Source organism: Adlercreutzia sp. DFI.6.23 (assembly GCF_024462535.1).
GTDB classification, from domain to species: domain Bacteria; phylum Actinomycetota; class Coriobacteriia; order Coriobacteriales; family Eggerthellaceae; genus Adlercreutzia; species Adlercreutzia rubneri.
Genome location: NZ_JANGBP010000008.1, coordinates 74960 through 87960, shown reverse-complemented (window position 1 = coordinate 87960; position 13001 = coordinate 74960). Strand labels below are relative to the sequence as shown.

General features: G+C 62.0%; 10 protein-coding genes. All 10 read right to left on the bottom strand.

What is annotated here, in order from left to right:
• The 10 genes from NE591_RS09005 to NE591_RS08960 all read right to left on the bottom strand — a co-directional run bounded on the left by NE591_RS09005 (window position 1) and on the right by NE591_RS08960 (window position 12929).
• The gene (locus NE591_RS09005) at window positions 1-750 is read right to left on the bottom strand and encodes an ABC transporter ATP-binding protein (RefSeq protein WP_227070018.1); all 750 of its coding nucleotides are present in this window, start codon (window positions 748-750) and stop codon (window positions 1-3) included.
• Window positions 740-1549: an ABC transporter permease gene (locus NE591_RS09000; protein WP_227070021.1), complete on the bottom strand. Its 810-nt coding sequence runs from the start codon at window positions 1547-1549 to the stop codon at window positions 740-742. Before NE591_RS09000 ends, NE591_RS09005 begins: the two co-directional genes overlap by 11 nt.
• A 196-nt stretch (window positions 1550-1745) precedes the next feature.
• A complete protein-coding gene (locus tag NE591_RS08995; protein ID WP_227070023.1) occupies window positions 1746-2033 on the bottom strand; it encodes an addiction module antidote protein in 288 nt (95 codons plus the stop codon).
• Window positions 2026-2334: a type II toxin-antitoxin system RelE/ParE family toxin gene (locus tag NE591_RS08990; protein ID WP_227070025.1), complete on the bottom strand. Its 309-nt coding sequence runs from the start codon at window positions 2332-2334 to the stop codon at window positions 2026-2028. Before NE591_RS08990 ends, NE591_RS08995 begins: the two co-directional genes overlap by 8 nt.
• Window positions 2335-2544: 210 nt before the next feature.
• On the bottom strand, window positions 2545-5457 hold the full coding sequence (locus tag NE591_RS08985; protein WP_227070026.1) for a DEAD/DEAH box helicase family protein: 2913 nt from the start codon (window positions 5455-5457) through the stop codon (window positions 2545-2547).
• An 87-nt stretch (window positions 5458-5544) separates the two neighbouring features.
• Window positions 5545-6690, bottom strand: a complete 1146-nt coding sequence (locus NE591_RS08980; protein ID WP_227070028.1) for a glycosyltransferase family 4 protein — start codon at window positions 6688-6690, stop codon at window positions 5545-5547.
• Window positions 6691-6706: 16 nt separating this feature from the next.
• Window positions 6707-8908, bottom strand: a complete 2202-nt coding sequence (locus NE591_RS08975) for an NlpC/P60 family protein (RefSeq protein ID WP_227070036.1) — start codon at window positions 8906-8908, stop codon at window positions 6707-6709.
• Between the two features lie 322 nt (window positions 8909-9230).
• Entirely contained in the window at window positions 9231-9806 is a 576-nt protein-coding gene (locus tag NE591_RS08970; RefSeq protein ID WP_114539869.1) for a C40 family peptidase, read from the bottom strand.
• Between the two features lie 317 nt (window positions 9807-10123).
• Window positions 10124-12235 carry an NAD-dependent DNA ligase LigA gene (gene ligA / locus NE591_RS08965; RefSeq protein ID WP_227070037.1) on the bottom strand — a complete coding sequence of 704 codons (2112 nt, stop codon included), beginning with the start codon at window positions 12233-12235 and terminating at the stop codon, window positions 10124-10126.
• 157 nt (window positions 12236-12392) lie between these two features.
• Window positions 12393-12929, bottom strand: a complete 537-nt coding sequence (locus NE591_RS08960) for an HdeD family acid-resistance protein (RefSeq protein WP_227070038.1) — start codon at window positions 12927-12929, stop codon at window positions 12393-12395.
• Window positions 12930-13001 lie beyond the last annotated feature (72 nt).

Sequence of the window (13001 nt, the reverse complement as noted above, 5' to 3'; positions counted from 1 at the left end):
CTACTCGTGACCCTCATAGAATGCAATAGCGTCCTGGATGGAGCCGTCGAACTTCTTCGTGCCCTTGTCCAGCACAATGCCACGCGTACAGAATTCCTGGGCGGCTGATGAGGAGTGGGTGACGAAGAGTACCGTCACGTCCTCGTCCTCCATGATCTCGCGCACACGGGCGAAGCACTTCTGCTGGAACTGCTTGTCCCCCACCGACAGCGCCTCGTCTACCACGAGGATCTCCGGATCGCTAGACACAGCGAAAGCGAAACCCAAGCGCGATTTCATGCCCGACGAGTAGGTGCGCACTGGCTGGTCGATGTACACGCCAAGATCGGCGAACTCCACCACCTTAGGCTCCAGCGCGGCAATCTCGTCCGCATCGAGCCCCATGGCGTGCCCGCGCAAATGAATGTTCTCGCGCCCCGTGAGCGCCATGTCGAAACCGGCCGTGAGCTCCAGAAGCGCGCTCACCGTGCCGTTCACGATCACCTCGCCCTTAGTTGGGAACGTCACACCGGTAATCATCTTCAGCGCCGTCGATTTTCCCGCACCGTTATGCCCGAGGAACGCCACCGCCTCGCCCTTCTTTATCTCAAAGGACAGGTCGTTGCTAGCGTTCACCTTGGTGATAAGTTTGCGCTTGTCGCGGCTGCTGAAGATGCTGAAAAACCGCTGACGATCGTTCTCATACAGCTTGTAGGTCTTCGTGACGTGGTCGAATTTGATGGCGACGGGCGCCTCGGCACTAGAGGACATCGGCCACCTCCTCATGCGTGCGCCGGTAGATCACCAGCGTGACCAGCAGCGTGACGACGAACACCACGACAAAGCCAATAATGGCCTCCGGCTTGTCCCAAATCCACATCTTGTCGTACACCGCGCAACGGTACATCGTGACAATGAACGTGATGGGATTGAGCATAAGAACGAGCTCCACCAAAGGCAGCTGCAAGTTGTACACATTGAAGATAATGCCCGACAGCCAGAACAGCGGCGTGGAGAGCGTCTTCATCAGGTTCATGAAATCCTTGCTGATAGCCGAGAGCAAACTTGTCACCAGCGAGAACATATTGAAGAACACGAACATGAGCACAAGCGCCACTGGCAACTGAAGCAAATAGAGATCGAGCGGTTGACCGCACAGGAAATAAACGACGAGCAATGCCACCACAAGCCCCAGCTGAATGACAAACGTCGAAATGCTGAAGATCGTTGGAATGCCTGCGAGGGGAAACTTGATCTTCGTAACCAGATACGAGTATCGCTTGAAGATATTGATACCCGTGCCGAGAATTTCCTGAATGTAGAACCAGGGAATGAGGCCGCCCATAAGCCAGAGGATATAGGGGACATCGGAACCCGTCTGGTCAGCGCTGCGCAGCCCAACCTCGAGCGCGAACCAAAATACCAGAATGTACACTGCTGGCTTCGCGAAAAACCACAGGGGGCCAAGCACCGCACCCGCTGAAATTTTCTTCAGATCGAACAGCCCCAGGCTCAAGATCTGCTTGCGCCATTGCCACTGTTCCTTGAGTATCTCCGAGAGCGTGCCCACGATCCTCGTTTCTCGCAACCGATAATCAGCGAGCCCCTATTCTACCATTGCTTCGCCGCCATCACAGTACCCATACGCGATTGTTCGACCGCAGGATGAGAACGCCAGTCTCCGACCTCTCCGAATTGCAGGGACTATACGCCGCCTACAACAGCGGCGGCTGGCAAAAACAACTGCCTCCCCTTCGACGATTGCCCTAAGCAGCAGGCACGACCTGAAGTCTGAATCCAAGGCAATCAAGCACATTAACAACAGTGCTGAAGCGCGGATTACCCGATTTGCTCAGCGATTTATAGAGGCTCTCGCGTCCGAGGCCCGTTTCCTCGGCAATAGCCTTCATACCGCGCGATCGGGCGATAACGCCGAGCGCATCTGGCAGAATCGCTGGATCCCCCAGCTCTAGGACGGCATTGAGAAACGCAGCAACGTCCTCGCTGGAATTGACATCCAACGATGGGTCCCATTCTGTCCATTCGCTATTCATGGTCACACCTCCACGACTCGTAGATCTCCTTGGCGAGTTTAATGTCCTTCGTTTGAGACGACTTCGTGCCTCCAACGAGCAGCAGGAGGAGGGTTGCGCCTTCAAGGGCGATGTAGACGCGATAGCCAGCTCCGAAATGAAATCTCAACTCGAATACTCCATCGCCTACCGCTTTCCAATCCCCCGTCAATGCCCCATAGTGCTTGATCTGAAGGATCCGCGCATTAATGCGTGCGATCACATTGCGATCCCTGAGAGAAGACGCCCATTTCTCATAACGCGGAGATTTGACAATCCTCACAGTTGCTCACCCCTTATTGTATCTTATAGGATACTAATGTCAAGACGGAATTTGCGCTCTAAAGCGATATCCGACCTTGAGACTGTCCTCGATTCATCGAGTTAGGGCAAGCCCAGCCTTTGCTGGAATACTACCATACATTTGTTCTATTTTCAACGTACAATTACCCTTTATGCAATGCCAACAGGGAGAAGGGCAGAAGCATCCCCATTACATATCAACGCGACTTCGTCCATCTAATTCGCGCCACAGCTCGTCCTTCAACTCCGCCGCCAGCTCTGTATCGCGCAGGCGTAGGCTGCAATCGTCGGTCTTCGGGAAGGCGAGCAGCGGCAAAGAACCGTACCAAATAAGAGCGTCGTCGATGATTGCCAAACGCGTTGGGCCGTCCTCAAACCAAGTAGCTTCAATGCCAGCCTCTCTGAGCAGAGCGGCAGCGGCGGCGTCTCTGGAATCCGACCGTTCACTCGCCGCACGCTTCCGCATCGCGCAAGTCACCTCCAGACCCCTCTCGCGAGCATCCCGCAGCGCGGGCAGAAGCTTCTTTACCGCTGCCTCGCTCGCATAAGGGGCCCTCACCAAAATCGAGCGCTTCGCCTCTCGAATATCCGTTTCGAACCTACCAAGCCAGTCGCCCTTCCCAACAAAGGAACCTCTATTCGCCCCTTCATCCTCATCTGTCGGCGAGCACACTTCGTAGCCGAGGTTTCCATAGGTCTTCAATCGTTTCTTGTACATGCGCTCGAGCATGGGAACCGATACATCCACGTAGTCGTACACAACCACCTCGGTTTTGCCCTCGAACTCGCGATGCAGCCGACCCGACTGCTGGGTGACGTTGCCGTCCCAGGATATGGGCGTCGTCAGGAACAGCGCATCGAGCTGCGGCATGTCGAAGCCCTCCCCCAAATAGCTCTCCGTCGCTACCAGAATGAAGGGCTGGCCATCTTCGGACTGCTTAGCCCTTTCGATGGCCTCGCGTCTCTGCTTGGGTGTGCCTTCCCCGACCAACAGCCTCGCATCAAGGCCGAGCGAGCGCAGAGCGTGATGGAGCATCCGAGCGTGATCCTTCCGCTTCGACACCACCAAGGGCGTGCACCCGGCCGTTACGGCTTCATGAACGTCCTCAACGACCAGAGCATTTCTCTTGTCGTGCGCGCAAAGCTTCTCCAACACTTGGGAATACGACGCACCCGCCTCCAAATCGGACAACCTCACGCCCGTAAAGCGCGGCCGGAGAACTCGCCGATAATTCTGCAGCTGGGCTTGCTGCTTCGGATCGATTTGAACTCGCACCGGCCCACAAAGCAGATAGGTAATGCCCTCCAGCCCATCAGCGCGCTTCGGCGTAGCGCTCAGCCCGTAGACATTGCACGCGTTCACGGCCTTCAAGATGCGCTCGAGCTGCGGCGCTGCACCGTGATGACACTCGTCGACAATGACGAGCCCATACTCCTTAACGAAGTCTTTCGCTCTCGGGCAACCCTCCTCATCCTTTTCAATCAAAGATTGGAAGGTGGCGATATCGATGATCCCGCTTCGTTCGTTTTTCCCTCCACCGATCTGTCCAATGAGTGATCGCTTCCGACGGCTCTTGCGACCGGTCGGAGTGAGCAACGGTGGCAACTCCTCATCGATGTCAAGGAACTCGCTGAGCCGCTCCTTCCATTGGGGCACGAGAGCCGTTTTCGGCACGATCACCAGCGTTGGCATTTTGAGCCGCGCTATGACGGCAGCCCCTATCACGGTCTTGCCGAACCCCGTAGGAGCCGAGAGAATTCCGTTCTCGAACCCGAGCAACCGCTCCACTGCTTCCGATTGGCCGTCCCGCAACTCGCCGTTGAAACCCACTCGAATACCGGATCCCGCAAAGCGTTCGTCGCTTATGCGATAAGGGGCACCAGACTCTTTCAGAAGTTCGACGAGCTTCTTCTCCGCGCCTCGCGGCAACGCGATGTACCCGCCACGCTCCTCGGCAAGGCAAATGATCCTCGGTTTCCCGAACACCGATTGGTGCATGGCCTGAGCGCGATAGAATTCCGGATTGCCGAAGGCGGCGAGCCGCAGCAGCCGATTGCGCGCCGCCGGCGACAGCCCCTCCTTGGACACATAGAGCATGTCCGCCTTGATGATATGAACCATCGCGGGAAAGTCCCTGGGGGTCAGCAGAGCTCTTTTAGGGCACCTCCACGGCTCACCATCCGAGTCGGAGCGCACTATCTGGCGTCCGTAGGCCAATCCACCCAACGGGCCTCCAGCGCTTCGTCTCACCACCTCTTTCGCCTTCTCTTCGCTTACCTTCACGACCTTCGAGAGAAAGAGCCATTGATCCTCGTAAGGCTCGAATGCCTTGTCCACGAACACCGAGTTCCCTTGACGCTGGGCGGCGCCTTGAAAAGGAAGCGCTATCAGATTCCCGAAACCTCCTGCGGGGATAGTCGACTGCGTTGGAAACATCCTGTCGTAGGAGGAAAACGAGAGCGATCCGTCATGAGCCATACCCTCGCTTATGACTGCGCTTCCCAGATCTCGCGCCAAGGAGGCCGCTATGGGCTCATCGAAGAAAACCCAGGCATGGCCGCCATTGCCGGAGCGCGACCGTTCCACGGCCACCGGAACCCCCAGGCGCTCCGCCGCGTCCCGATAGGCAGAGACCGCCTTCTGCCATCCCGTTTTATCGAAATCGGCCACGAGCACCGATGTCTTGCACTCGCTATCGAGTACATAAAGACCTACAACATCCTTAAAGGAAGGATCGCGCCCTTTGAAATGGTCTATCAGCTCGCGATCATTCAGAGGCGCGAACGACCGCGACGGGCAATCAGCGCACTTCGACCGCACGTTCTGACACTTCGGGCACACCCCACGCGCCCATTCGTTAGCGCAGGCCGGCGCATAGGCGATGCCCCCATCTCTGCGCCGATAACCATGGGCGTGCACATCCTCGCGCCCTTTGAACAGGCTTCGGAACAACCTTAACTTGTCAGGAGCCGGGCTCGCGGCCGTAACCAGACCTTGGGCACTCGCCTCTTCATCGAATGCCCGCGACGCGCAAGACCACTCTTCGCCCGTTGCATAGCGCCGCTCGCCTTCGGGTGATTCGCATAGCACAACTGCGGACACCAAGCCGTCCCTAACATGGGGAATTATTCCAAGGCACGTATAGAGCCGTCCATCGAAGAGCGCATATTTGGACAGCTCCCCCATCCCCTACCGCCCGTGCCTGCCGTACCAGCGGGGCTTGTCTTCTTGGCGGGTGTGGCGGCCGTGGTAGTGGTGACGCAGGACTTGATCAAAAATGCCGAGACGCCACAGAATGAGGAACGACCCCACCAGCATGATGGCGATCATGACCCACACCGCGATGCCGTGGGTGTTGCTCATGACCCAGGCGCCCACGCCCAGAAGCGCCGTCCAGGCGTACACGATGACGACGCTTTTGCGCACGCCATAGCCTTTGCGCAAAAGCATATGGTGCAAGTGCTTCCGGTCGGCCTGCTGAATGGGCTGGTGGTGGTACAGGCGCCGGATGATGGCCGCCGCCGTGTCGGCGATGGGAATGGCGGCGATCACGAGAGGCACCGCCAGCACGATGACCGTCGGCGAGCGCATGACGCCCATGAGCGAGATGACGCCGATCATGGCACCCAGAAGCAGCGAGCCCGAATCCCCCATGAAGATGCTCGCCGGTGCGAAGTTGTAGCGCAGAAATGCCAGCGTCGCGCCCAGCAAAATGATGGACAGCATCGCCGTCTCTTCCAAACCGCGCCCGAAGGCGATCAAGAACAGGAAGAACGACGCGATGGCCGCGATGCCCGCCGCCAGGCCATCCAGGCCGTCGATGAGGTTGATGACGTTCATGAAGCACACGAGGTAGAGCACCGTCAGCGGATAGGACCACCAGCCGAACTGGATGAACCCGGCGCCCAGAGGGTTTGCAATGCTCGACAGCAGAAGCCCCGAGGCCGCGATGATGGTCGCCCCCAGAATCTGCCCCGCGAACTTCACGCTGGGCTTCAGCGAGTACACGTCGTCCATGGCGCCCACGCACACGATGGTGAGCAGGCCGCACATCACACCAGCATGGTTGATGGCCCGATCGGTGCCGTGGATGTAGAACCCGGCCCAGCCGAAGAAGTACTCCCCGGCCACTTCCACGATGAGCGCCGCCGCGATGCCCGCCGCCATGGCGATGCCACCCATGCGCGGCGTGGGGCGCTTGTTGACGCGCCGGGCGCTCGGGTAGTCGACGGCATCCAAACGCAGGGCGAGCCTCCGTGCCAACGGGACGCACAGATACGTCACAACGAAGGCAAGGAGGCCCAGCACCAGGAAATGTCGCAGAGTTACTCCCACGCGGCGCGCATACGGCCTAGAACTCGAGGCCGCGGAGCCACTCGGTGAGCTCGGCCAAGGTCTCGTCGGTCACGCTCAGGCGCTGCTCGCGCTCCTGCAGGTACTTCTCACGCTCCACGAACTGCGCCAGCTGCTCGTCGGAGAACTCGCTCATATCGATGCCCCGCACGTCCACGACGCGCTTCGCGAAGTCCGGCAGCTTGTCGTTCATAGCTGTGATCTTCACCACGTCGCCCGTGTGCGGCGCCTCCACGTAGTAGCCGTCGCCCAGATACATCGCCACGTGGTGCACATCCCCGCCGTCGGCGAAGAATAGCAAGTCGCCCGGAAGCAGCTCCTCGAAGGGCACTTCCACGCCCACCTCGCACTGGTAGTAGGTCGTGCGCGGCAGCTCGATGTTGAACACCTCACGGTAGCAGTACTGCACCAGACCCGAGCAGTCGAAGCCGGCCGGGGTCGTGCCGCCCCACAGATACGGCACGCCGAGGAACGAGTTCGCGCAGGCGGTCAGGTCGTTCAGCGTGCGGGCCTCGCGCACCGGCAGGGGCTGGCCCGTGGCGATGAGCGTATCGAAGCCCTCGAAGCGCTCGGCGTCGATGGCATCCTGATGCTGCTGCATCGGCGTGTCCGCCGCGGGCATGGAGGGCTTCTCCAGATACACCGGCACGTGGTAGAGCTCCTCGGCCGCCGCCATCTGCTGGCCCCACTCGGCGAGCGCCTGCTGGTACTCGCTCGTGCGGGCGACGTAATCGCGGTACTCGGCCACGAGCGCCTCGTATTCCACCTTGTCGGTCACCGGATCGAGGTACTTATCCAGCCCCGTGACCTCGTCCTTCACCGGCAGCACGAAGGTGTCGGCCAGCTCGTAGGTCAGTGGCACGTCGAAGCGGGTGAGGTCGTAGGTCTCGATGAGGTCCTGCAGCTTCTCGGAGTAGAAGATGTCCGTGGCGTAGCGGCCCACGAGGAAGTCGCAGGCGCCCACGAAGCTGTCGGAGTTCGACTTGCGCGCGCCCGCGTAGAAATCGCCCATGGAATGGCTGAGCAGGTCGGCGTAGTCGGAAAGCGACTCGTCCACCGTCTCGTACTGACGGAAGTCGCTCATGATGGTGTAGGTGGCGCCGGTGCCGTCGTCCTCGCGCGTGGGCAGCTGCACGGAGTTGCCGTGGTAGGTGCCCTTGATGCCGAACAGGTTGTTGTTCGGCGCCTGAGCCAGCGTGGAGTTGCCGGAGGCGGATTCCAGGATGGCCTGGGCGATCATAACCGACGCGTACAGGTCGTTCTCGGCGGCGATGGTGCGGGCCGACTCGCCCACCAGCGAGATGAACTTCTCGGTGGTGAGGTCCTCGCTGTAGTGGCGCGCCACGTAGGCCGAGTTGTCGATGTGCGTGAAGGAGATGGAAGGCACGGTGACGGCCACCTGCTTGAGGGGCGTTTGGGCCTGACCCTTGATGACGGCAGCGGTGTGCGACTCGTCCGTCACGCCGCCGGCATTGCCGGGCTTCTGGATGCCGTCGTCCACCGGGTTGTCCGTGTCGATGACCGGCTCGTCCGGCTTCGCGGGTTCGTCCGGGGTGTCGGGAACATCCGGCGTGTCGGGCTGATCGGGAACATCAGGGGTGTCGGGAACGTCCGGGGTGTCCGGGGCATCGGGAGTGTCAGGAACATCTGGGGCGTTCGGGGTATCCGGGGTATCGGGAGCATCGGGCGTGTCCGGAACGTCGGGCATATCAGGCGTATCGAGGTCGCCCGGATTGCGCTGCTCGCTTGACTCCTCCGGCTCCGACGGGGGCGTCTCCTGGGTCTGGGGCTGCTCGGGCTCCTGCGTCTTCGGCCCCTCAGGCGTCGGAGCGGTTTCCGCCGGAACGGGATCGGACTCGGGCTCGGGTGCCGTAGACTCCTCAGACTCTGCTCCAGTAGTCAGATCATCGGCTGCCATGTTCCACAGCTCAGCATGCTGCGCCTCGGTCAGACCGCCGAACTGACCGGCGTTGGCCGCCATGTACTCGACGCAGGACTTATAGAGAGTCTTTCCCTCTTTGATCCACGCGATGGCCTCCTCGTAGCTAGCCGGGACATCGTGATCTCGGTCATCCTTGATAGTATGTCCGTCGCCGTCCTCGGCGTAGCCGGTGGTGTAGGTTGCGGCCACGCCGCCCACAGGGGCAACGACCAGCGCCGCAGCAGTGAGAAGAGATACTGCCTCCCTCGGTGAAGTCATCGTGCCTCCTCTATCGTCGTCGTTTCGCGTTTGCGCATTTGGGTGCGCAAAATCAGGGCAATAAAATGCCTGGAAGCTTGCATTATAACGTGAAGAGAAGGGCTGTCCAACAGGTAATTTGCCCTTGTTGACAGATGTTGAGCGGACAAATCAGCAGATCATTTGGCAAGTAGAGCGCCTTTACCGTTGCTGAACTGGCATTTTCTCGCAGAATCCGCATGGCACCGTCGCAAAGGCAACAAATATGGTTCTTGAACAATCGGCGCCCTACGGCCGTTTTCGCTGATGAGCGGAGTCATCTTTACTCCACGCCCACGCCGCCCTAGTCGATGACGCGCTTGGCGAAGTCGGGGGCGAAGTAGTCGAAGGTGGCGCGCATGACGCGGCCGCCTCCGGTGGAGGCGTGGATGTACTCGCCATCGCCGGCGTAAATGCCCACATGATAGACGCCCGAGCCGCTTCCCCAGAACAGAAGATCGCCGGGCACCAGCTCGTCCAGCGAGACGCCCGTGCCCAGCGCGCTCTGCTCGGCGGCCGTGCGCGGCAGCTCGCGCCCGAGGGCGTGGGAGAACACCCAGCGGGTGAACCCGGAGCAATCGAAGCCCGAAGGCGTCGTGCCCCCATAGGAGTACGGCACCCCGAGCTGCGCATCAGCTTCGGCAACGACCGACTGCCGCCGGCCCTCGAGCGCCTCAGCCTCGGCTTGGGCGGCCGCCTCGTCGGCCACGCCTCCAACGTAGTCGCGAATATCTTCGGCGAAGCTTTCCACTTTGGTAAAGGGGCTTTCCACCTCCGATGCATAGGCCGGAGTGTGGGCGAAGGCGGTGCACAACGCCGCCAGAAGAGCAGCCGCGACAATCATCCCCGCGGCCTTGGTGTGCGCTTTGAACATAACCATGGGGCCGAAGCCTAAAGGAGGAAGACGCGCCCGCCAACCCCCTCCACAACTTGCCCGCCTTCAGTTCACGCCCCGTGCGCGAGAACTAAACCGAACCCCCACGCCCCCTCCACGCCTTCCCCATTCATGACAAAGGAAGTTAGAAGAGAAGTTGGGTCCGGCGGAGACGCGGGATGCTGCTCACAAAGCGAGTTCCGCAGATGGTATCGAAGGCGCAAGGGGCGTGGGACGAGGATCGCCCGACGCCTTCGATACCATCGAGGACTGTCTGAGCGACTGAGCAGTACCCCGCGGCTCCGCCCCAGGGAACCCTGCAGCTAGATTTCCCGCGGTACTTCCCCGGTCTCCAGCAGGTTCAATAGCTGTGCCTCGTCCAGCACGGGCACCCCCAGCGCCTGGGCCTTGTCGTACTTCGAGCCCGCGTTCTCCCCCGCCACGACGAAGCTCGTCTTCTTCGACACCGACCCCGACACCTTGGCCCCCATGGCCTTCAGGCGCGCCCCGGCCTCGTCGCGGGTCATGCCCGAGTGCGTAAGCGTCCCCGTCAGCACGAAGGTAAGGCCCGCCAGCACCTGGGGCACTTCCTCGCCCGGGACGACGGCCTCATCGGCCATGGTCACGCCCGCCGCGCGCAACCGCTCGATGACCGAGGTGTTGTCCGGCGTGCGGAAGAACAACCACATCCCGTGGGCCACCTTCGGCCCCACGCCGTAGATGCCCGCCAGCTCGTCCTCCCCGGCCGCCGCGAGCGCGTCCATAGAGGAGTAGGCCGCCGCAATGGCCTCGGCCGTCGTCTTGCCCACGTGCCGGATGCCCAGCCCGAACAGCACGCGCGCAAACGAGCGGCCCTTCGACGCCTCGATGGCCGCCACGAGCTTCTTCGCCACCGTGTGTCCGAGGCGCACCGGCTCCCCGTCGGCCTTCACGCGGCCCATGTCCAGGCTCGCCAGCTCCTCTTCGGAAAGCGAGTAGTAGTCGGCCACGTCCGCCACGCGCCCGCTCTCTACGAGCCGCGAGACGATCTCCTCCCCCATGCCGTCAATGTCGAGCGCCCCGCGGCTCGCCCAATGCAGCAGCCGCTCCAGCGCCTGGGCCGGGCAGTCGATGGAGATGCAGCGGAACGCCACCTCGCCCGGGTCGCGTACCACGGGGCTGCCGCAGCTCGGGCATACGCTCGGCATCTCCCAGATGCGCGCCTCGGGGCTGCGCAGGGAAAGCACCGGCCCCAGCACCTCGGGGATCACGTCGCCCGCCTTCCGCACGATGACCGTGTCGCCCACGCGCACGTCCTTGCGGTGCACCTCGTCCAGGTTGTGCAGCGTCGCCCGGGCCACCGTGGAGCCGGCCACCACCACCGGCGTAAGCTCCGCCACCGGCGTGAGCGCGCCGGTGCGCCCCACCTGCACGGTGATGTCGCGCAGAAGCGTCGTCTTCTCCTCGGGCGGGAACTTGAACGCGATAGCCCAGCGCGGCGCCCGGGCGGTGAACCCCATAGCGCGCTGGCGGGCGAAGTCGTTCACCTTCACCACCACGCCGTCGATCTCGTAGGGCAGCGACTCGCGCCGATCCAGGCACTCACGACAGAAGCCGCGCACTTCCTCGGCCGTGGTGCACAGCCGCACGTCCGGGTTCACGTGGAAGCCGGCCTTCCGCAGCCACTGCAGAAGCTCCCACTGGCCCTCCACCTCCAAGGCGGCGTCATCGGCGATGGCGTACATAAAGGTAGAGAGGTCGCGCATCTTCGTCACGGCCGGGTCCTTCTGGCGCAGCGAGCCGGCGGCGGCGTTGCGCGGGTTCGCGAAGGGGGCGCGGCCCTCCTCCTCGGCGGCGGCGTTCAAGGCCTCGAAGCTCTTCTTCGGCATGTACACCTCGCCGCGCAGCTCCAGCGTCTCCACCCCCGGCGCGATGGCACCGCGCGCCTCGTCGCGCAGGCGCAAGGGCACGTCGCGCACGGTGCGCATGTTCACGGTCACGTCCTCGCCGGTGGTGCCGTCGCCGCGGGTGGCCGCCCGCACGAGCACGCCGTCCTCGTAGGTGAGCGCGATGGAGCTGCCGTCAATCTTCAGCTCGCAGCACAAAGGCGGAAGCGCCCCTCCGCAGGCCTCGGCGGTGCGCTCCATCCACTCGTCAAGCTCGTCTAAATCCATGGCGTTGTCGAGCGAGTACATGCGCCGCTCGTGCACGACGGGTGCGAACTGCTCGCCCACATACCCGCCGACTCGCTGGGTGGGCGAGGAGGCCGTCACCAGCTCGGGGTGCGCCGCCTCTATCTCGCGCAGCTCCCGCATGAGCGAGTCGAAGGCCGCGTCCGAAATGGTGGGCGCGTCCAGGGCGTAATACTGGTAGCTGTGGTGCTCGATCTCGCGCCTGAGCGCTTCGGCCCGCGCCGCCGGATCCTGTCCTTCGAACAGATTGCCCTGCTCCGCCATGATTCCTCGCTTTCCGCATGAAGAGGCCCGGAAGCGTTTCCGGGCCTCGAATCTCTTCGCGCCTATGGTATCACTGGCGCGGCCGCAGTGCCGCCAACTCCTCGCCTAGCGGGCATTGCTTCCTCAGAGCGCAACTCCTCCCGAGGGCGCGCACTTCCTAGTGGGTGTGGGCCACGATGGTCGCCTGGGGCAGCGACACGCCGTAGACGGCCATCTGCACGCCGCGGGCCATGAGGAAGAAGCCCAAGAACAGCGCGAAGGTGCCCGGCCACAGGAAAAAGGCGATGCCGCAGAACAGCGACACGATGCCGGCGAACAGCACCCAGCCCCAGCCGGGAAGCGCATCGCGGAAGCGGACGGCGGCGGCGATCTCGAAGATGCCGTAGGCCACCACGAAGATGCCCATGACCCAGGGAATCACCACAGCCGACGCTATGGGATGCACGATGAACAGCACGCCCAAGATAATGTCGCAGACGGCGTAGGCGAGCGCCCAGCCGGACAGCCCCTCGGCCTCGCGGTACTTGAAGTAAGCGTAGGCATCCACGATGCCCGCGGCCAGAAACATGCAGCCGGCAATGACAGCGATGCTCACCAGCGTGAGCCCCGGCACCATGAGCAGCACGAATCCGATGATGACCAGGGCGATGCCCGCGGCGAACAGGCCCCAGTTGCGTCCTACCTTGATGTCCATGATAATCACAACTCCTTAACCCTTTGGCTATCCGCCATCGCAGTGTGCTACGGTGACGATATTCATTCTAGA